The organism is Sphaerisporangium corydalis, from assembly GCF_025506355.1.
GTDB classification, from domain to species: Bacteria; Actinomycetota; Actinomycetes; order Streptosporangiales; family Streptosporangiaceae; genus Sphaerisporangium; species Sphaerisporangium corydalis.
This window is the reverse complement of record NZ_JANZYP010000052.1, coordinates 43,441-62,974: the sequence shown is the minus strand read 5'-3', so window position 1 is coordinate 62,974 and position 19,534 is coordinate 43,441. Positions and strand designations below refer to the sequence as shown.

16 protein-coding genes are annotated in these 19,534 nt (G+C 71.2%); 8 read left to right on the top strand and 8 right to left on the bottom strand.

Annotation, left to right across the window (positions count from 1 at the left end; all coding sequences use genetic code 11):
• The first annotated feature begins 379 nt into the window (after positions 1–379).
• Positions 380–2,548, top strand: coding sequence for a VanW family protein (locus NYZ98_RS29425; protein WP_262846821.1), 2,169 nt, complete (start codon positions 380–382; stop codon positions 2,546–2,548).
• 180 nt (positions 2,549–2,728) lie between these two features.
• Here NYZ98_RS29425 and NYZ98_RS29420 read toward each other — a convergent pair whose 3' ends face one another.
• Positions 2,729–3,868, bottom strand: a complete 1,140-nt coding sequence (locus NYZ98_RS29420; protein ID WP_262846820.1) for a PQQ-dependent sugar dehydrogenase — start codon at positions 3,866–3,868, stop codon at positions 2,729–2,731.
• Between the two features lie 85 nt (positions 3,869–3,953).
• Here NYZ98_RS29420 and NYZ98_RS29415 point away from each other — a divergent pair, with 85 nt between their 5' ends.
• The 5 genes from NYZ98_RS29415 to ilvC all read left to right on the top strand — a co-directional run bounded on the left by NYZ98_RS29415 (position 3,954) and on the right by ilvC (position 11,411).
• Positions 3,954–4,862, top strand: a complete 909-nt coding sequence (locus NYZ98_RS29415; protein WP_262846819.1) for a 2-hydroxyacid dehydrogenase — start codon at positions 3,954–3,956, stop codon at positions 4,860–4,862.
• A 251-nt stretch (positions 4,863–5,113) separates the two neighbouring features.
• Complete coding sequence (locus NYZ98_RS29410) at positions 5,114–7,771, top strand: putative bifunctional diguanylate cyclase/phosphodiesterase (RefSeq protein ID WP_262846818.1); 2,658 nt, start codon at positions 5,114–5,116, stop codon at positions 7,769–7,771.
• Positions 7,772–7,993: 222 nt separating this feature from the next.
• The gene (locus tag NYZ98_RS29405; RefSeq protein WP_262846830.1) at positions 7,994–9,790 is read left to right on the top strand and encodes an acetolactate synthase large subunit; all 1,797 of its coding nucleotides are present in this window, start codon (positions 7,994–7,996) and stop codon (positions 9,788–9,790) included.
• 58 nt (positions 9,791–9,848) lie between these two features.
• The gene (ilvN, locus tag NYZ98_RS29400) at positions 9,849–10,373 is read left to right on the top strand and encodes an acetolactate synthase small subunit (RefSeq protein WP_262846817.1); all 525 of its coding nucleotides are present in this window, start codon (positions 9,849–9,851) and stop codon (positions 10,371–10,373) included.
• A gap of 51 nt (positions 10,374–10,424) precedes the next feature.
• Entirely contained in the window at positions 10,425–11,411 is a 987-nt protein-coding gene (gene ilvC / locus NYZ98_RS29395) for a ketol-acid reductoisomerase (RefSeq protein ID WP_262846829.1), read from the top strand.
• 107 nt (positions 11,412–11,518) lie between these two features.
• On the opposite strand, the gene dacB is transcribed toward ilvC, so the two are convergent.
• On the bottom strand, positions 11,519–13,081 hold the full coding sequence (gene dacB / locus NYZ98_RS29390; protein WP_262846816.1) for a D-alanyl-D-alanine carboxypeptidase/D-alanyl-D-alanine endopeptidase: 1,563 nt from the start codon (positions 13,079–13,081) through the stop codon (positions 11,519–11,521).
• A gap of 212 nt (positions 13,082–13,293) precedes the next feature.
• On the opposite strand from dacB, the gene NYZ98_RS29385 reads away from it, so the two are divergent.
• Together NYZ98_RS29385 and NYZ98_RS29380 are read left to right on the top strand one after the other, a co-directional pair.
• Positions 13,294–13,653, top strand: coding sequence for a helix-turn-helix domain-containing protein (locus tag NYZ98_RS29385; protein ID WP_262846815.1), 360 nt, complete (start codon positions 13,294–13,296; stop codon positions 13,651–13,653).
• A gap of 138 nt (positions 13,654–13,791) precedes the next feature.
• The gene (locus tag NYZ98_RS29380) at positions 13,792–14,232 is read left to right on the top strand and encodes a VOC family protein (RefSeq protein WP_262846814.1); all 441 of its coding nucleotides are present in this window, start codon (positions 13,792–13,794) and stop codon (positions 14,230–14,232) included.
• An 84-nt stretch (positions 14,233–14,316) separates the two neighbouring features.
• Here the strand turns inward: NYZ98_RS29380 and NYZ98_RS29375 are convergent, their stop codons facing one another.
• The 6 genes from NYZ98_RS29375 to NYZ98_RS29350 form a co-directional block, all read right to left on the bottom strand.
• The gene (locus NYZ98_RS29375; RefSeq protein WP_262846813.1) at positions 14,317–14,538 is read right to left on the bottom strand and encodes a hypothetical protein; all 222 of its coding nucleotides are present in this window, start codon (positions 14,536–14,538) and stop codon (positions 14,317–14,319) included.
• Between the two features lie 112 nt (positions 14,539–14,650).
• Positions 14,651–15,067 carry an SRPBCC family protein gene (locus NYZ98_RS29370; protein WP_262846812.1) on the bottom strand — a complete coding sequence of 139 codons (417 nt, stop codon included), beginning with the start codon at positions 15,065–15,067 and terminating at the stop codon, positions 14,651–14,653.
• A 15-nt stretch (positions 15,068–15,082) separates the two neighbouring features.
• Positions 15,083–16,093 (bottom strand): aldo/keto reductase, encoded by a 1,011-nt coding sequence (locus NYZ98_RS29365; RefSeq protein WP_262846811.1) that lies wholly within the window; start codon positions 16,091–16,093, stop codon positions 15,083–15,085.
• 157 nt (positions 16,094–16,250) lie between these two features.
• Positions 16,251–16,790 carry a DUF1707 and FHA domain-containing protein gene (locus tag NYZ98_RS29360; RefSeq protein WP_262846810.1) on the bottom strand — a complete coding sequence of 180 codons (540 nt, stop codon included), beginning with the start codon at positions 16,788–16,790 and terminating at the stop codon, positions 16,251–16,253.
• A 167-nt stretch (positions 16,791–16,957) separates the two neighbouring features.
• Positions 16,958–18,337, bottom strand: coding sequence for an MFS transporter (locus tag NYZ98_RS29355; protein ID WP_262846809.1), 1,380 nt, complete (start codon positions 18,335–18,337; stop codon positions 16,958–16,960).
• 128 nt (positions 18,338–18,465) lie between these two features.
• A complete protein-coding gene (locus tag NYZ98_RS29350) occupies positions 18,466–19,371 on the bottom strand; it encodes a hypothetical protein (protein ID WP_262846808.1) in 906 nt (301 codons plus the stop codon).
• Positions 19,372–19,534: the final 163 nt, after the last annotated feature.

The following is a 19,534-nucleotide window of genomic DNA, read 5'->3' as shown; positions in this document are numbered from 1 at the left end:
GGGCCGCATTTGGACAAGGCGTCGGTTCGCGTTCCGGCCCGCGCTGGACGAGGCGCGGTGCTCCGGGCGCGTGCGGGGGATCGTTCGCCCGAGGCGGGGTGCCCCGCTTGGGGTGGGAATGATCGGATGTGTCGGGGTCCGGTGAAGGGCGTTCGGGGCGCAGGGATCCGATGTCTTTGTGGGGATGGTGGGCCGGGCGGGGGGTGTTGTGGGTGGGTTTGCGTGGACACATGTGTGTTTTCCGTACTAAGTACGTACTTTGTGCTCAATTCCTGCATACGTGGGACTGGATTCATCCACCGATGTAGAGGAATTTGCGAGTGTCGGTGGTTTAGGGTGATGCGGGGGAATTCGGTACGGACCGGGAGGAGACGAAGGCGTGCGGAACGCCGGAGCGTCCATCGACCCGCCGCCCGACCCGTTCGCGGCGGTGCGTCCGGACTCACCCGTCTCGTTGCCCGCCGACCGCCGGTATTCCAAGGACCAGGCGCCCGAGCGCGGCCCCGCCAGACGCAAGAAACTCCCTCCCGGCGTCTCCCCTCTGCCCCCCGGCGTCTCGGCCGACATCTTCGCGACCACGCCGCCGCCCGGCTCCACCGGGCTTCCTCCCCAGCCGGTGACGCTGCCCCCGCCGGCCCCCCCGCCCGAGCCGTGGCCGATGACCGCCAGCGTCCGGGTGCGCCGCGCCGACGACCCGCCGCCCGAACCGACCGTGGTCATCGCGCCGGAGCCACCCGAGGACCGGCCCAGGCTGCGGCTGCTGCTGCTCCTCACCGGCGGGCTGGCCCTGGTGTTCCTGCTCGCCTACGCGATCCCCGCGATGTACATGTGGGGCAAGATCCTCCCGGGCACGCGCGTCGGCGACGTGCGCATCGGCAGCCTGAGCGAGACCGAGGCGATCGACCGCGTCCACCAGCGTTTCGACGGCAACGACCAGCAGTCGGTCGCCCTCATGCTGGACGGCCGCCGGGTGGGCGTGCTGGACCCGCGTGACGCCGGCCTGGCGATCGACGTCGAGGGCACGGTCGCCGACGCCCAGACCGGTTTCCCCGGCCCCTTCGCCGTATGGCAGGCCCTCACCGGCGAGCGGGAGCTCCCGCTCAGGGTCTCGCTGAACGCCGCCAAGCTCACCCAGCGCATCCGCAAGGTCGCCACCCTGGTCGACCGGACCGCGCACGAGGGCGCGATCGTCTACCGGGGCACCAAGCCGCGGGTCGTCCCCCCCGAGGACGGCCTGGTCCTGGACCGGCAGGCCACCGCCGACGCGATCAAGCGGGCCTTCGTGGACGCCCCGGCGGCCGTACCCCTGCCGGTGACGCCCGTGCGCCCGAGGGCCGGCAAGGCCCTGTTCGACGCCGCGCTGGACACGGCGCGCCGCGCGGTGTCGGCGCCGATCACCCTCACCAACGGCGGGCGGCGGGTGCGCCTGTCCCCGAAGGACATCGCGGCCAACCTGAGGTTCGCGGCCGACGAGCGCGGGGTGGTGCGCCCGCAGTTCGACGCGTGGCGCGCGGTGGACGGCCTGGAGACCAGGCTGGTCGGGGTCGCCGAGGCGCCACGCGAGGCGGGCTTCGTCATCGTGAACGGCGCCCCCAAGCTCGTGCACGCCCGCACGGGCAAGGGCGTCAACGCCATCGAGCTCGCCGGCGCGGTCAGCAAGGTGATCAACGCGGGCGGCAGCCGGACGATCCCGGTGTCCCTGGCCATCACCCAGCCGGTGCTGGACGACGAGGACGCCATGCGGCTCGCCATCAAGGAGAAGGTCGGCGAGTTCACCACCTACTTCCCGTGCTGCGCCCCCCGGGTGGTCAACATCCGCAGGGCCGCCGAGCTGCTGAACGGGCTGGTGGTGAAGCCGAGCGGGGTGTTCTCCCTGAACGACTCCGTCGGCGAGCCGACCACCGCGCGCGGGTTCGTCTCGGCGCAGGCGATCGAGGACGACCGCCTGGTCCTCGCCCCCGGGGGCGGGCTGTCGCAGGTGGCGACGACGATGTACAACGCGGCGCTGCTCGCCGGGCTGGAGGACGTCGGCCACACCGCGCACCGGTTCCACGTCGTGCGCTACCCCCCGGGCCGGGACGCGGCGGTGTCCTACCCCGAAGAGGACATGCGCTGGAAGAACGACACCGAGTACGGCGTGCTGGTCCAGACCACGGTCACCGACACGTCGCTGACCGTGGTCCTGTGGAGCACGCGCAAGTACGACCAGGTCGACGTAGAGACCTCAGGGCGGACCGATCTGACCCAGCCGGAGACCAGGTCCGCGAACGAGCCCGGCTGCCTGCCGATGGAGGGCGGGCCGGGGTTCACCGTCACCGTCACCCGGGTCTTCTACCGGGACGGCAAGGTCCTCAAGCGCGACCACCCGCTGACCACCGTGTACGAGCCGCAGCCGAAGGTCATCTGCGTGCAGGGCACGTCGGCGACGCAGGGGGACCCGGTCGGGCGCGGCCGGTCGGGCACCAAGACCTCCGTCGACCCGCTGGCCCCGGACCTCGCGCCCGACGCGGGCGTCACCCCCGACCCGACCGCGCCGAACGGCCGCTAGGGCCCCCGGCCCGCCAGGCCGCCCGGCCGCGGCGAAGTCCCTCGGTCATTCCGGGTCCCTCGGTCATTCCGGGTTCACCGGTCACACCGGGTCCACCGGTCACACCGGGTCCACCGGTCGCACCGGTTTCGCCGGTCACGCGGGGGTTCACCGCCGCCAGGCCGCGCCCTGCCGCAGGGTTCAGTTCAGCGGGATGACCAGGATGCGGTCGTCGCCGTCCTTGATCGTTCCTCCCGCGTGCCCGTCCCGGTTGCTGGTGCTCACGTACAGGCTGTTCCCGTCCGGTGCGGTCACCACGGCACGCAGCCGGCCGAACTCCCCCTCGTACCGGGCGACGGGCCTGCCCGCCTTCCCCGACGCCGACAGCGGGATCTGCCACAGCCGGGTGCCGCGCAGCGCCGCCACCCACAGCGACCCGTCCGCGTACGCCATTCCGGAGGGGGACGCCTCGCTGGGCGCCCAGGTGAGCAGCGGGTCGGTGTACTCGTCCCCGCCGCCGAAGCCCTCGGCCCCCGGCCAGCCGTAGTTGGCGCCCTTCTTGATCATGTTGACCTCGTCGTAGGTGTTCTGGCCGAACTCGGAGGCGTACATCCGCCCGTCCGGGTCCCAGGCCATGCCCTGGACGTTGCGGTGCCCGTAGCTCCAGATCACGTTGTCGAACGGGTTGCCGGGCGCGGGCTTCCCGTCCATGGTCATGCGCAGGATCTTGCCGCCGAGCGAGCCGAGGGCCTGGGAGAGCGGCCGGTCGCCGGTCTCGCCCGTCGAGGCGTACAGGTAGCCGTCGGGGCCGAACGCGAGCCGGCCGCCGTTGTGGATGCCGCCCTTGGGGATGCCGCTGAGGATCGTCGTGGCGCCGGTGAGCCCGCCGTCGTACCGGTAGCGCACGATGCGGTTCCCGGTGTCCACCGAGCAGTACACGAAGACGTAGTGGTCATTGGCGAAGTCCGGGGACACCGCGACGCCGAGCAGGCCGGCCTCCCCGCTCGGGACGACGCCGTCCACCACCCCGACGACGCTCATCTTCCCGGCGGGCGTCACCCGCAGCAGGCGCGCGGACTCGCGCTCGGTCACCAGCGCGTCGCCACCGGGCAGGAACGCGATGGCCCACGGCACGGTCAGCCCTTCCACGAGCGTCCGGGGCGCGCCAGGGGTCCGCTGGGGCAGGGGACTCGCCAGCGGGGGCGGTGTCCGCGCCGTGCCCGTCTTCTCCCCGCCCTCGGGCCCGGCGCTCCCGGTGGAGCACCCGGTTACGAGGACGGCCGCCGTGGCGGCGGCGGCGAACGCCCGCACCCCGGGGGGACGAAACCATCGGTTCGACATTTTTCAGACCTCCTTGGTGACTCCATACTCCTCCCCGCCTCCTGAGGTTCCTGGGTGTCGGAGGGGATCGTTAGGGTTGGCGGTCATGAAGATCTGGGCCCCCTCGCCGGCCATCGTCGACGTCCTGACCGGTCTCCCCGACGTGGAATGCGTCCTGTACGAAGGCGGACCCGCCCGGCCCGAGGGCGCCGAGGACGTCGAGGTGTGGATCCCGCCGCTGGTGACGCCGCCCGGCGTCCGGGAACTGCTCGGCCGCATGGCCAAGTTGCGCCTGCTGCAGACGGTGACGGCCGGCGTGGAGCCCTACCGCCCGCACCTTCCCGAGGGCGTCATCCTCTGCAACGCGCGCGGCGTGCACGAGGCGGGCACGGCTGAGTGGGCCGTGGGCGCGATGATCGCCGTGCTGCGCGAGTTCCCGGCCTTCCTGGCCGCCCAGGAGCGCGGCGAGTGGTCCTACCGGCACACCGGCGTGCTGGCCGACGCGACCGTGCTGATCGTCGGGTACGGGTCGATCGGCCAGGCGCTGGAGCGCCGGCTCGACGGGTTCGAGGTGAACGTCGTCCGGGTCGCGGGCACGGCCAGGGAGGGCGTGCACGGGCAGGACGAGCTGCCGGCGCTGCTGCCCGAGGCCGACGTGGTGGTGCTGCTGGTGCCCTCGACCTCCGCCACGGCGGGCCTGGTGGACGCCGGCTTCCTCGCGGGCATGAAGGACGGCGCGGTGCTGGTGAACGCGGCCAGGGGCCCGGTCGTGGACACCGCCGCGCTCGTCGCCGAGCTCCGGCGGGGCAGGTTGCGCGCCGCGCTGGACGTGACCGACCCCGAGCCGCTCCCCGCCGACCACCCCCTGTGGACGGCGCCCGGGGTCCTCATCACCCCGCACGTGGCGGGCAGCACGCCCGCCTCGACCCGCCGCGCCACCAAGCTCGTACGGTCTCAAATGCTGAGATACCTGTCCGGTGAGCCGCTGAACAACGTGATCACGGGATCCTACTGACCGGCCTGACACGGATTTCTGACTCGTAACGATAGGAAAGCAAACCCAGACCGTGGCTGCCCCGTGACCTCCGATGCGTAGCGTGATCCATACCGCGACCGCCCAAGGGTTTCCCTGGTGGTTATCAGATCGGTGACGACTGGGCGGTTGTCGCAACCTCCGCCGCTGGGCGGGCGCGACACTGGCGATGTGGACAGGAATGAGCCGCATGGGCGACGACGATGAACGGCCTTCGTGACCCAAGGGTCCCGTTGACCGCCGCCGCCGGGCTCGGCGCGGTGGCCCTCGTGGCCGCCCTTGTGGTCGACGTCCCCTCGACCCTCGGCACCGCCGTCGCCGGGGTGGTGGCGGGCCTGCTCGCCGCCCTGTCGCTCTTCACCGCCGCCCTGCGGATCACGCCACGCCCGGGGCACCAGTCCTCGTCCTGGCGCTGGCTGGCCGCCGGCTCGATCATCTGGCTCACCGGCGTCGGCGTACGTCCGGTCGCCGAGGGCACGCCGTTCGTCCTGACCTTCGCCGACGTGCTGCTTCTCGTCGGCACCCTGCTGCTCGCCATCGGCTGCGGCCGGACGGTGCGGCGGCCCGCGTACGGCAGGTCGCTGCTCCACTACGCCACCAATGCCTACGTGAGCGCCGCCTCGCTGTTCACGATCTGCTGGATCCTGGTGCTCGGCCCGGTCTACGCCAAGGCCGAGGAGCCGATCACGCTGGCCCTGCCCGTGGTGTGCCTGCTCGCGACCTGCGCCGTGGCGCCTGCGGTGCTGGCGGCCCGCTCGTCAGGCCGCCGGGTCGGCCTGGCCGCGCTCCTGGTGCTGGTGGCCATCACCGTCGAGGAGCTCGCCACCGCCATCGGCCGGCTGAACGTCGGCGGCACCACCCCGCTGGTCGCGGGCGTGGTCGCCCCCGCCGCGTTCCTGCTGCTCGCCGCGCTGCCGTGGGCGGTGCGCGACCGTACCGCCCCGGTGCGGTCGGCGCCCTCGGCGGTGGTCGACGGCGCCCCGCTGGCCCTGGCCGGCGTCGCCACCCTGGTCCTCGGGATCCACGTGTTCGCCGGCCGGCCCGAGCGGCCCATGGCGGTGCTGCCGATCGTCGTCGGCTCGGTCGTGGTCGTGCTGCTCGCCAAGGTGTTCGTCCTGGCCATGGAGACCGCCAGCATGCGCGGGACCATGGAGTCGGGCGAGCGCCGGCTGATCCACCTCGCCGAGAACGCCGGTGACGTGGTCCTGGTCTGCGACCACGACGGCGAGATCCGCGAGATGGCCCCCAGCGTCGAGACGACCTACGGCTACCCCGCCCGCGAGCTGGTCGGGCGTTCCATCCTCGACTACGTGCACTCCGAGGACGCGCCCGCCGTCCAGGCCGCGCTGCGGGCCATGACCGCCGACGACGACCAGTCGCCCGAACGCCAGGGCGCCTGCCGCGTCTCCTGCCGGGTGCGCGCCGCCGACGGCACCTGGCGTCCCGCCGAGTCGGTCGCCACCCGCCACCCGCGCGAGGGGGAGGACCTGGTCCTGATCTCCACGCGGGACGTCAGCGACCAGGTGGCGCTGCGCAACCAGGTCGCCCACCTCACCTTCCACGACGGCGTGACCGGGCTGCCCAACCGCGCCTACTTCGAGGAGCGCACCCGCGAGGTGCTGGCGCGCCGGGGCCCGGGACGCACCGCCGTGGTCTTCGTCGACCTCGACGGGTTCACCGGCGTCAACGACTCGGTGGGCCACGCCAGCGGCGACTACCTGCTCAGCCAGGCCGCCAGGCGGCTGCGCGCGGCCGTGCGCCCTGACGACACACTGGCCCGCTGGGGCGGCGACGAGTTCGCCGTCCTGCTGGAGTCGGGCAGCTCCTCCTCCGGCGGTTCGGCCGTCTCGGGCGGGCCGGGCGCGGCCGACGCCCAGACCGCCATCGACCTCGCCGAGCGGCTGGTGCGCGCGGTGTCCTCTGAACCGTTCCGGGTGGCCGACCGCGACATCGCGCTGACCGCGAGCGTCGGGGTGGCCTTCGCCGAGGACGGTCTCCCCGCGGGCGACCTGATCCGCAACGCCGACGTGGCGATGACCCGGGCCAAGGAGCTCGGCGGGCGCAGGGTCGAGGTGTTCGCCGCCCACATGCACGCCGACGTCGTTCGCCGCCTGGAGCTGGCCGCCGACCTGCAGCGCGCCCTGCTCGCCAACCAGTTCGCCGTGGAGTACCAGCCGGTCGTGGACCTGGCGACCTCGCGGGTCACCGCGGTGGAGGCCCTGGTGCGCTGGTGGCGGGGGAGCACGTTCGTGCCGCCGCAGCAGTTCCTCGGGGCCGCCGAGGACACCGGGCTGATCGTCCCGCTCAGCGAGTGGATCCTGCGGGAGGCCTGCCGCGAGGTGGCCAACTGGCGGGCGTCCTCCTGGGACATCGGGCTGTCGCTCAACCTGTCCAGCCGCCAGATCACCGCGCCCAGGTTCGTGGAGACGGTCGAGGCGGCCCTCGCCGAGAGCGGCCTGCCGGCCAGCGCGCTGACGCTGGAGGTCATCGAGGAGATGCTCGTCGAGGACGCCGAGGAGATCACCAGCAGGCTCTCGGAGCTGCGCGCCCTCGGCGTGCGGCTGGCGATCGACGACTTCGGCACCGGGTACGCCTCCCTGGCGTTCCTGCGTCAGCTCCCCGTCGACATGATCAAGATCGACCCGTCCTTCGTCTCGGGCCTGGGTCGCGACGAAACGCTCACTTTGCTGACCCGGACGATCGTGCGGCTCGGCCACGACCTCGGCCTGATCGTCGTGGCCGAGGGCATCGAGCGGCCCGAGCAGCTCGAACTCCTGCGTGAGATGGGCTGCACCCGAGGTCAGGGCTATCTGGTGGCCCGCCCGATGGCCGCGCGCGGCGTGGACTCGCTCATGCGGACCAGCCTGTCGCCGCTGCAGAACACCGCCTGACCCGTGAAGTCTCTGATCCCATATGGTGAGACATGCGTCCGTAGATTTGACACCTCGGATGTGTCAGGGGCTATCGTGGCGGCATGCGTATCACTCGGGACTCCATTGCCGGGCTCATTCGAGCCCGCCTCGACGGTGTAGTACTTCGCCGGCGCGCGGGTCGCTGACGAAGAGTCCCCAGCCTGCGCGCAGCCCCAGCACCGCCATACCGGCGGGCGGGGCATTTTTTATGGCCACACCCAGCTCAGCCAGCAAGGAAACGAGCCGATGACCGAAGAGATGACAGGTGCGCAGGCCCTCGTCAGGGCGCTGGAGCAGGTCGGGGTCGACACGGTGTTCGGGATCCCCGGTGGGGCGATCCTGCCCGCCTACGACCCGCTCTACGACTCCACCAAGGTCAGGCACGTGCTCGTACGTCACGAGCAGGGCGCCGGCCACGCGGCCGAAGGATACGCCCAGGCGACCGGCCGGGTCGGGGTCTGCATGGCCACGAGCGGCCCCGGCGCCACCAACCTCGTGACGGCGATCGCCGACGCCTACATGGACTCGGTGCCCATCGTCGCGATCACCGGCCAGGTCGCGGCCCCGCTCATCGGCACCGACGCCTTCCAGGAAGCCGACATCTCCGGCATCACCATGCCGATCACCAAGCACAACTTCCTGGTCACCGACGCGGCCGACATCTCCAGGACGATCGCCGAGGCCTTCCACATCGCCGCCACCGGCCGTCCAGGACCCGTCCTGGTGGACATCTCCAAGGACGCGCTCCAGGCGACGACCACCTTCGTCTGGCCGCCGGTCATGCGCCTCCCGGGCTACCGCCCGGTCACCCGGCCGCACTCCAAGCAGATCAGGGAGGCCGCCCGCCTCATGATGGAGGCCAAGCGGCCGGTGCTGTACGTCGGCGGCGGCGTGCACAAGGCCCGCGCGTCGGCCGAGCTGGCCGAGCTGGCCGAGCTGACGGGCATCCCGGTCATCACCACCCTGATGGCCAGGGGCACCTTCCCCGACACCCACCACCTCCACCTCGGCATGCCGGGCATGCACGGCACCGTCGCGGCCGTGGGCGCCCTGCAGCGCGGCGACCTGCTCATCGCGCTCGGCACCCGGTTCGACGACCGGGTCACCGGCCGGCTCGACACCTTCGCCCCGCACGCGAAGATCATCCACGCGGACATCGACCCGGCGGAGATCTCCAAGAACCGCCACGCCGACGTCCCGATCGTGGGTGACTGCCGGGAGGTGCTGGTCGACCTGCTCGCCGCGATCAAGCACGAGCACGCCGAGGGCCGCGCCGGCGACTACGAGGCCTGGTGGACCCTGCTGCAGGGGTACAAGGACACCTACCCGCTCGGGTACGACGAGCCCGAGGACGGCTCGCTGTCCCCGCAGTACGTGATCCAGCGGCTCAGCGAGATCGTCGGGCCCGACGCCTACTACCTGGCGGGCGTCGGCCAGCACCAGATGTGGGCCTCGCAGTTCGTCACCTACGAGAAGCCCGGCACGTTCATCAACTCGGGCGGCGCGGGCACCATGGGGTTCGCCGTCCCCGCCGCGATGGGCGCCAAGATGGGCGTCCCGGAGGCGACGGTGTGGGCCATCGACGGCGACGGCTGCTTCCAGATGACCAACCAGGAGCTCGCCACCTGCGCGCTCGAAGGCGTGCCGATCAAGGTGGCCATCATCAACAACGGCAACCTCGGCATGGTCAGGCAGTGGCAGACCCTGTTCTACAACCAGCGCTACTCCAACACCGACCTGCAGTCGGTGCGCCGGATTCCCGACTTCGTGAAGCTGGCGGAGGCGTACGGTTGTGTCGGCCTGCGGTGCGAGCGGCCCGAGGACGTGGACGCGACCATCCGCAAGGCCATGGAGATCAACGACGTGCCCGTGGTCGTCGACTTCGTCGTCCACAAGGACGCCATGGTCTGGCCCATGGTCGCCGCCGGCACCGGCAACGACGACATCAAGATCGCGCGGGACATGGCGCCCGTGTGGGACAACGAGGAGCAGCCGTGAACCGGTCGGTCCGCATCGGTGCCGGCGCACGCCGCACGGGTTCCACGGGAGGGGACGCATGAGCCGCCACACGCTGTCGGTGCTCGTCGAGAACAAGCCGGGCGTCCTCGCCAGGGTCGCGGCCCTGTTCAGCAGGCGGGGCTTCAACATCGACTCCCTGGCCGTCGGCCCGACCGAGCACGCCGACGTCTCCCGGATGACCATCGTCGTCAACGTCGCCGAGCTGCCGCTGGAGCAGGTCACCAAGCAGCTCAACAAGCTGGTCAACGTGATCAAGATCGTCGAGCTCGACTCCTCACAGTCGGTGCAGCGCGAGCTGACGCTGATCAAGGTCAGGGCCGACGCCGAGACCCGGTCCCACGTGCTGGAGCTCGTGCAGCTCTTCCGCGCGCGCTGCGTGGACGTGGCCACCGACGCGGTGACCATCGAGGTCACCGGCACGCCGGACAAGCTCGACGCCTTCATCAGGGTGCTGGAGCCGTTCGGCGTCAAGGAACTCGTCCAGTCGGGCATGGTGGCCATCGGCCGCGGCGCCCGTTCCATCACCGACCGCTCGCTCCGGGCCCTGGACCGCAGCGCGTAGACCTGCGGGCGCGAGCCGTATGAAATCACGAAAGGCAAGCAAGTGACTGAGATCTACTACGACGACGAGGCAGACCTGTCGATCATCCAGGGTCGGCACGTGGCCGTGCTGGGGTACGGCAGCCAGGGCCACGCCCACGCGCTGTCGCTCCGCGACTCCGGTGTCGACGTCCGGGTCGGCCTGCCCGAGGGCTCCAAGAGCCGGGAGAAGGCCGAGAACGACGGCCTGCGCGTCGTCTCCCCGGGGGAGGCGGCCGAGGAGGCCGACCTCATCATGATCCTCGCGCCGGACCACATCCAGCGCCACCTGTACGCCGAGCACGTCGCGCCGAACCTCGTCGAGGGCGACGCGCTGTTCTTCGGCCACGGGCTCAACATCAGGTACGGCCTCATCGAGGCGCCCGAGGGCGTCGACGTGGCCATGGTCGCGCCGAAGGGCCCCGGCCACCTCGTGCGCCGGCAGTTCACCGCCGGCCGGGGCGTCCCGGTGCTGGTCGCCGTCGAGCGCGACGCCACGGGCGAGGCCTGGCCGCTCGTGCTCTCCTACGCCAAGGCCATCGGCGGCACGCGCGCCGGCGCGCTCAAGACGACCTTCACCGAGGAGACCGAGACCGACCTGTTCGGCGAGCAGGCCGTCCTGTGCGGCGGCGTGTCCGAGCTGATCAAGACCGGCTTCGAGACGCTGATCGAGGCCGGCTACCAGCCCGAGGTCGCCTACTTCGAGTGCCTCCACGAGATGAAGCTGATCGTCGACCTCATGTACGAGGGCGGCATCTCCAAGATGTACTGGTCGGTCTCCGACACCGCCGAGTACGGCGGCTACACGCGCGGGCCGCGCATCGTCAACTCCGAGACCAAGAAGGAGATGCAGCGGATCCTCGGCGAGATCAAGTCGGGCGACTTCGCGCGCGAGCTGGTCGACGAGTTCGACAGCGGCCAGGGCAACTTCCGCAAGTACCGCGAGGAGCTGGCCGAGCACTCCATCGAGAAGACCGGCGCCAAGCTGCGGCCGATGATGAGCTGGCTCAAGGAGAAGTGACACCTGACGAGCCCACGGCGGGATGACCCCCGCCGCGTCGGCCCTCCGGCCCCGTCCCGCGTCTCGCGGGGCGGGGCCGGTCCCGTTTCGTCAGGGCCGGGGGCGGGTCAGCACTGGACGGGCTTCCGCCACGCGCATTCCAGGCCGGCGTCCCGGCCCTCGGGCTCGGCCGTCAGCCGGCCCTGCGCCGCGACGTCGGCCGGGGTGTTCCGGCTGAACCGGGCCAGCCGGACCGCGATGGCGTCCTCCAGGGTCTTGGGGCTCCCGGTCAGGTAGTTGTTGGTCAGGATGGAGAAGACCAGCGGCTCACCGTCCGCGCTGGTCACATACCCCGACAGGCCGGTGACGCTGGTCAGCGAGCCCGTCTTGGCGTGCACGTTGTTCGCGGCCGGGGTGCCCGCCATGCGGCTGCGCAGCGTCCCGCCGGTGAACCGGTCGGCGTTGCCCGCGATCGGCAGCGCGTTGTACCAGGTCGTGTACCAGGGCTTGGCGCGCATGGCGATGAGGAACCCCGTCAGCTCGCCCGGGGTCACCCCGTCCAGCCGGGACAGCCCTGAGCCGTCGCGCAGCCGTACCGACCGGACGCCGTTGGCGTTGGCGAACGCGGCCGTGACGGCCAGCCCGGCGTCCCAGGTGCCCCTGCCGGAGACCTTGCGGCCCATCGCCTTGGTGAGGATCTCGGCGTGCATGTTGTTGCTGAGCTTCAGGAACGGCACGAGCAGCTCGCCGAGCGGCATCGACGAGCGCTGCGCCACGCTCTTGGCCGAGGCCGGCGTCGCGCCCCTGCCGGTGGAGCCGAGCACGCGCACCCCGTGCTTGGTGAGGGCCCTCCTGAACAGGGAGGCGGCGTACCCGGTGGGGTCGTCGACCGCCACCCACTCGCTGTACTCACCGGCGACCGTGCCGGTGATCACGATCCGGTTGGTGCCGTGCACGCGGGTGACCAGGACGTCGGTCGTGGCGCCCGTGGTGGCGTGGTTCTCGATCTTGACGTAGTCGGTCTCGGGGGTGGTGGTCACCTTCGTGGCCTCGCCCGCCGCGCCGCCAGGGGCGACCGAGACGATCACCGAGCCGGCGTCGTAGTCGGTGTCCGGTGCGGCGGTGAGCGCGGAGATCTGGCCCGCGTAGTAGTACGGCTCGTCGTCCTGGGCCCAGTCGGTGCCGAGCCGGACGTCGTCGAACCAGGTGTCGTCGGCGACCAGCTTCCCGGTGACCAGCTTCACCCCCGAGCCGGCGACCTTGGCCGCGAGCGCGTCGTAGTCGGCGGCGAGCATGGTCGGGTCGCCCGTCCCCCGCAGGTACAGGTCACCGGCCAGGGTCGAGCCCACGCGGCGACCCGAGTTCAGCACGCTCGTGGTGAAGCGGTAATCGAGGCCCAGGGTGTCGACGGCGGCGGTGGAGGTGAGCAGCTTGGTGTTGGAGGCCGGCAGGAACACCTTGCCGGGGTCCTGCGCGTAGAGCTGCTCGCCGGTCGCCGCGCTCCTGACCACCACGCCCGAGCGGGCCACGGTCAGGTACGGGGCGGTGAGGATCTGGTCGATGTCCTTGACCAGGTCGGCGACACCGGGCGCCGGATCGTCGGCGCTCGCCGGGGCGCCCGCGCCCGATGCCCACATCAGGGAGAGGGTGAGGAGGACCGCTGTCAGCGGTCCGGCCGGTCGTCGGGGCATCCGCACGGGTTCCTCCAGAGATAGATGGCCCGGATCATGCCGCGATCATCGATAACCCCCGCCCCCACGGCAATACGGAAATATCCGTATCTTCTCCCGACCCCCGCCCGCGCTTCACGCGTTCCCCCTGGGAGGGCCGCGTTTTCGGGAATGTCGGAGGGGCGTGATGGGATGGCGCTGTGGGCAGCGCCGCAGAGGAGAGCAACCGTCGCATGCTTCGGGCGCGTGACGCGATGGACCGTGCCTACGCGCAGCCGCTGGACGTCCCCGCACTGGCCCGCATCGCCTTCGTGTCGGAGACGCACTTCACCCGCACTTTCCGGGCCACCTTCGGCGAGACCCCTCACCGCTACCTCCAGCGCCGCCGCGTCGAGCGGGCGATGTTCCTGCTGCGGGAGACCGACCGCAGCGTGACCGACATCTGCTTCATGGTCGGCTTCGGCAGCCCGGGGACCTTCAGCCGCACGTTCCGGGACATCGTCGGCCGGTCACCGAGGACGTACCGCAAGGAGACGACGGCCACGGGCGTGCCGACGTGCTTCATGAAGGCGTGGACGCGGCCGAGCGCCTGACCAGGAGGGGTGGACGCGGCCGAGCGCCTGACCCTGAGGCCGCCGGGACGGTGGACATGGCGCCTGGCCTGGTCGCCGGCCGCCGGGTGAGTTGTTTTGGATAAGTTTTCTGCCGGGCCGGCCGGTAGCTTGATGCACATGTTCAACGCCATCACGCACTCGCAGATATTCGTTCTCGACCAGGACGAGGCCCTCGACTTCTACGTCGGCAAGCTCGGCCTCGAGGTCGGCGCCGACGTCGACATGGGCTTCATGCGCTGGCTCACCGTCAACGTCCCCGGGCAGCCGGACCGCCAGGTCCTGCTGGAGAAGCCGGGCGGCCCGTCGATGTCCGAGGAGACGGCGCGGCAGGTCCGCGAGCTGGTGACCAAGGGGGCGACGGGCGGCACGCTCATCTTCAGCACCGACGACTGCCGCAAGACGTACGAGACGCTCCTGGCCCGGGGCGTCGAGTTCACCGAGGAGCCCACCGATCGCCCCTACGGCATCGACTGCGGCCTTCGCGACCCCTTCGGCAACAACCTCCGCTTCACCCAGCCGAAGGCCTGGCAGGCCGAGGACTTCCAGCCGAAGGCGTAGCGGGACCACCTGGCCGGCGGCCGAGCGGGACCGGCCCTCTCCCGGCCGGCGACCCAGCGGGGCTGGGCCCTCCCAGACGGTGGCCTAGCCCTGCTGGAAGATGATGTGCCAGCCGAACCAGATGAGGAAGCCGAGCAGCCCGGCGCTCGCCGCCAGCCGCCAGTGCTTCACGGGATAGATCCCCAGCCATTCGCGGAGCCGCTCCGACAGCGTGTCCCCCTCGCGGTGGTTGAGCAGCGCCACCGTCTCCAGGATCGCGAAGGAGCCGAGGGTGATCCCGGCCCAGACGAGCCAGATCGTGTTCAACGCGCCACCGCGGCCCGCGGCCTCATCAGGTTCTGCACAAACGCCACAATAGCCGCGACTGCCAACGAAAACCCCTACCGCATCGAGCGATCCGGCAGCGGGAGGCGAAGACTCAGGCGTCGAGCGTCCGCTTCAGGGCGGCGAGGCCGCCGGTGTAGATGCCCTGGAAAAGGGTGATCGCCTCCTCGTCGCCGATGCCCACCGGCGTGAAGGTGCCCGACCACTCCACCCGGGACGCCTCCGCCCCGGGAACCCCGTGCACGGCGATGGTGGAGCGGTAGTCCGTCACGGGAAAGGGGCCCTGGACGATGGAGTAGCTGTACGTGCGGGCCGTGTCGTCGAAGAAGTCCAGGCGTTCGACGATGACGTCGCCTTGGTCGGTGGTCAGCCGGCGGACGCGCCCGCCTTCTTCGATCTCGCTCACGGGGATGAAGGGCAGCCAGTCGGGCAGGGAGTCGAAGCCGCCGACGAGCCGCCAGACGCGGTCGGGCGAGACGGGCAGGTCGACGGACGCGGTGGTGGTGGCCATGCTGGTCTCCTGGGGTCACGCGGTGGGAACGGGGGCGTCCGGCGCGATCAGGCCCTCCTGGCGCAGCGCCGTCCAGAACTCCGCCGGTATGGTCTCGCCGAGCGCGGCGACGTCCTCGGCGACGCGGCTCGGCCGTGAGGCGCCGGGGATGGCCGCCGCCGTGGCGGGGTGCGCCAGGCAGAACTGCAGGGCGGCCGCCTTGACGCCGACGCCGAACCGTTCGGCGACGGACGTGATGCGCTCGACCTTCGCGAGGATGGCGGCGGGCGCCTTCTGGTACTCGAAGTGCCGCCCGCCCACCAAGATGCCGGAGCTGTACGGCCCGCCCACCACGATGTCCACGTCCCGCTCGACCGCCGCAGGGAGGAGCCGCTGCAGGGCGCGCTCGTGGTCCAGGAGGGTGTAGCGGCCGGCCAGCAGGAAGGCGTCCGGCCGGGGCTCGTCCAGCTCCAGGGTCAGCTCCAGCGGCTCGACCCGGTTGACGCCGAGCCCCCACCCCTTGATGACGCCTTCGTCGCGCAGCTTGTCCAGGACCCGGAAGGCGCCGGTGCGGGCCGACTCGAAGACGCCGAGCCACGCGTCCCCCCAGAAGTCCTGGGCGAGGTCGTGCACCCACACGATGTCGAGCCGGTCGGTCTGCATGCGCTGGAGGCTGTCCTCGATCGAGCGGTGCGTCGCGTCCGCGCCGTAGTCGTGGACGATCTTGTTCGGCCGGCCGTGCTCGAACAGCCCGCCCTTGTCGCCGAGGTCGCGGGACGACGGGTCCTCGGTCTCGTCGAGGATGACCCGGCCGACCTTGCTGCTCAGGACGTACTCGTCGCGGGGGTGGGCGGCCAGGATCTTCCCGAGCCGGATCTCCGCGAGGCCCGCGCCGTAGAGGGGGGCCGTGTCGAAGTAGCGGATGCCGCTGTCCCAGGCGGCCTCGACGGTGGCCAGGGCCTCCTCGTCGGGGATCGCGCGGTACATGTTGCCGAGGGGGGCGCTCCCGAAGCCGAGACGGCCGGGCAGGAAGGACCTGATGCTCATGGCACTGCACCTCTCCGCGCGTTACGGGATCCGGCACTCCTTCCGAGCGTTCCATCCCCGCACGCGGCCACGCGAGCACCACGACCCAGGCTTTACCCCTTCCGAGCACACCCTTGGGCCCTCGCCCGCCCTGAAGAGGCCGGTGGGCGGCCGGGGTTCAGTCGGGGACGGAGACGAGGAAGCCGCATTCGCCGAAGGAGATCTCGTCGCCGGCCTTCACGCGTGCCGGGCCGACGAGGCGCCAGCCGTTCAGGCGGGTGCCGTTGAGTGAGCCGAGGTCCACCAGCAGCCAGGCCTCGGTGTCACGGCGCAGTTCGGCGTGGACGCGGGAGACGGTGAGGTCGGCCAGGATCAGGTCGCACTCCGACCCCCGGCCCACCACGTAGCGCACGCGGTTGTCGCCGGGGAGGGCGAGCCGGGGCAGGCGCGGCCGGCGCCAGGCGCTTTCGAGGCGCGTCGTCAGGTCCGACACCGACGCGACCGCCTCGGTGAGCCTGCGCCGCCACCGTCCGGGCGGGGGCAGGTCGGAGACGAGCTCGGTCAGCTCGACACGGCTGCGCGCGCGCAACGCGCGGTCGACCCGTCCGAGGAACGTGTCGTGCGAGATCTGTCCCTCGACGGCGTGATCGCGGAGCTCGCTGATCGCGCGATCACGGTCTCCATCGGAGGCGCGCACAGGCGGGTGCGTCGAGCTCATCTCCTGAGTATCAGGCTGGCAACGGCAAGGTGTCCAGAATATCCGGGATCTCTTGTCGGACGCATACTGAGTATGCGTACCACCCTTGTATGACCATCCGTCCCGCCCCGCGTGGTCCCGCTGACGCGGGGCCACGCGACGGCCTGGGACTTTGCGCCGTTTCTTGACTACGAGGCCTCGGACACCGGGCTCGTGGGCTCCGGGTTCGCGGCCTTGGCGAGCTGTTCGGCGGTGAGGCGGTACTTCAGGGTCATCAGGATGCCGATGAGGATGATGACGGCGGGGATGAGCGCCTGGGCGACCACGACGGCCGTCAGGGCGCTGTCGGGCTGGGTGACGGGGTGCTCGGGGTCGGAGGGGAGGAAGCCCCCGACGGCCAGCACGCCGCCGACCACCAGGGCGCCGAACGCGGCCACGGCGCTCTCCACGGCCGTCCAGAGACCGGTGAGCACGCCGCCCCTGCGCTTGCCGCTCAGCGCCGACTCGTGGGAGATCACGTCGGCCAGCATGGAGAACTGGAGCAACTGGAGCCCGGCGTACCCCACGCCGATGATCAGCGTCATGAGGTGGGCGTAGAGCGAGCCGAAGAAGGGGGTGAGCGACGACATCAGCGCCCCGGTGAGGAAGAGCGCCCCGGCGAGGACCATGGCGCCGCGCTTGTCCATCTTGCGGGCGATCCACACCCACAGCGGCATCGTGATCAGCATCGGGCCGATCAGCGCGGCGAACAGCGTGCTGGTGGCGTCGGGGTTCTTCAGCGTGTACGAGGCGAAGTACGGGGCGCCGGCGAGCATGACCCCGGCGGCCAGCATCTGCGCGCTCGACAGGCCGAGCAGCCACATGAACGGCCGGCTGGCGCGGGCCGCCGCGAGCTGGGTGCGCAGGCTCGCCTCCGGCTCGATGACGCCCGTGAGCGGGGCACGGGCCGTGCCGAAGAACGAGGCGATCATGGACAGGAACAGGATGCCCGCGAAGACGAAGCCCATCGTGCGGTAGCCGTCGAGGGAGTGCGCCGCGATGGCGGGCGCGATGATGCCGCTCAGCCCGATGGCGAGGGCGACGAAGATCATGCGCCACTGGAGCAGCGAGGTCCGCTCGTGGTAGTCGTCGGTCATCTCGGCGGGCATCGCCTTGAACGGCACCTCGTACAGGGCGTAGCCGGTGGCGGCGATCAGGAAGAACAGGCCGACGTACAGGGCGGCGGGGGTGCCGGTCAGCGGCGGGCCGATGAAGGTGAGCGCGAAGGCGATCGGCAGGATGACGGCGCCGCCGAGCAGCCAGGGGCGGCGGGGGCCCCAGCGGGAGACCGTGCGGTCCGACCACTGGCCGACCAGCGGGTTGATGATCAGATCCCACGCCTTCGGGGCGAACACCACCAGGCCGCCCAGCCAGGCGGGCACCGCGAGGATGTTGGTCATGTAGAAGAGGAGCAGCAGGCCCGGGATGGCACTGAAGGTCGCGGTGCAGAACGAGCCGACTCCGTAGCCGAGCCGCACACCCCGCGTCACGGCCACGGCCCGCGCCGCTGTCGTCGTCGATGGGATCATTGAGCAATTACAGCCCAGCAAGCGTTTGGCCGCCAGGCTTATTCGATTACGGACCGGCACGCATATGGCCGCGATGCGTGATCACCACCGCCGCCGCACCGGCCGTCCCAGGTCAGGACGGCCGGGGGTCAGCTGTCGGAGACGTCGGCGCAGACCACGTGGGCGCCGAGTTCGATCATGCGGCGCTCGGTGTTCGCGTCCGCGACGCGCGCCATGAGCACCGGCGCCTCGCTGGCCGCGAGCTGCGGCAGCCGGGCGCGGACCATGCGGTGCAGGTCGCGGACGATGTCCTCGGCCGACCTGGTGTGCACCTTGACGTGCAGCATGATCCCCGAGGACCCCGAGACGGTCCGGGCCTCGGAGATCCACACGTGGTGGACCAGGGGGAAGTCGCGGAGCAGCTCCGAGATCGCCACGCGTAGCGCGGGGAGGATCGGGTGGACGCAGCGCTTGTAGCCCGGGTCGACCTGCTGCATGGGCCCGGACAGGTGGGGTCTCGGGGCGGGGATCCACGGCCGCGCGGACGCGTCGGGTGCGCTCGGCTGCGGCATGCGCGCGGTCAGCGTCTCGTTCCGCCCGAGCCCGGTCGGGCCCGGCACGGTGGTGGTGTGGTGGGAGACCGTCGCCATGGCACCGGTGGCGTACGCCGTCGGCAGGGCGCTGGACAGGGCCGGCGCGTGCTGCCCGCTGCGCGAGGCGGCGAGATGGCGCTGCAGGTCCTCGATGGGGATGGCCGCCGCCGCGGGGCCCGCGGCGTCGATGACGATCTCACGCACGCCGGTGACGCGCTGGATGTCGAGGATGGTGTCGGCGTCGCACGCCGACAGCGAGTGGTTGCCGCGGTGCCGGGCGTAGGTGTTGGCCCCGGTGTACCCGAGGAGCACGCGTTCGCCGGCCTGCGTCGTGCCGAGCACGACGGAGCGGTCCGGCCGCACGGCCACCAGGATGCCCCACTCGGCAAGAGCCGCCAGTAGCCGATGCGGGCTGCCGTGCTGCGCGAGCACTTCTCCGAGAGCGGGGTTCCCGATGCTCATACGACAAACGATAGGTAGTGGGACACAGCTTATCAGCCTAATCGTCAAGAAATGTTGTGATCAATACCAAGATGGCGACTTGCGCGTGGAATCCAGTTTAGATGGGTACGCGCCGCTGTCTCGGATACCGGGACGTTCGTGAGGCGTTTCACAAGCGTGGATA

Excerpts from the sequence above, each read along its gene's own strand:
- NYZ98_RS29350 (WP_262846808.1), bottom strand. The coding sequence starts at position 19,371 with ATGAGCATCGGGAACCCCGCTCTCGGAGAAGTGCTCGCGCAGCACGGC.
- NYZ98_RS29370 (WP_262846812.1), bottom strand. The coding sequence starts at position 15,067 with ATGGCCACCACCACCGCGTCCGTCGACCTGCCCGTCTCGCCCGACCGC.
- NYZ98_RS29355 (WP_262846809.1), bottom strand. The coding sequence starts at position 18,337 with ATGATCCCATCGACGACGACAGCGGCGCGGGCCGTGGCCGTGACGCGG.
- dacB (WP_262846816.1), bottom strand. The coding sequence starts at position 13,081 with ATGCCCCGACGACCGGCCGGACCGCTGACAGCGGTCCTCCTCACCCTC.
- NYZ98_RS29360 (WP_262846810.1), bottom strand. The coding sequence starts at position 16,790 with ATGAGCTCGACGCACCCGCCTGTGCGCGCCTCCGATGGAGACCGTGAT.
- NYZ98_RS29385 (WP_262846815.1), top strand. The coding sequence starts at position 13,294 with ATGCTTCGGGCGCGTGACGCGATGGACCGTGCCTACGCGCAGCCGCTG.
- ilvN (WP_262846817.1), top strand. The coding sequence starts at position 9,849 with ATGAGCCGCCACACGCTGTCGGTGCTCGTCGAGAACAAGCCGGGCGTC.
- NYZ98_RS29365 (WP_262846811.1), bottom strand. The coding sequence starts at position 16,093 with ATGAGCATCAGGTCCTTCCTGCCCGGCCGTCTCGGCTTCGGGAGCGCC.
- NYZ98_RS29380 (WP_262846814.1), top strand. The coding sequence starts at position 13,792 with ATGTTCAACGCCATCACGCACTCGCAGATATTCGTTCTCGACCAGGAC.
- NYZ98_RS29420 (WP_262846820.1), bottom strand. The coding sequence starts at position 3,868 with ATGTCGAACCGATGGTTTCGTCCCCCCGGGGTGCGGGCGTTCGCCGCC.
- NYZ98_RS29415 (WP_262846819.1), top strand. The coding sequence starts at position 3,954 with ATGAAGATCTGGGCCCCCTCGCCGGCCATCGTCGACGTCCTGACCGGT.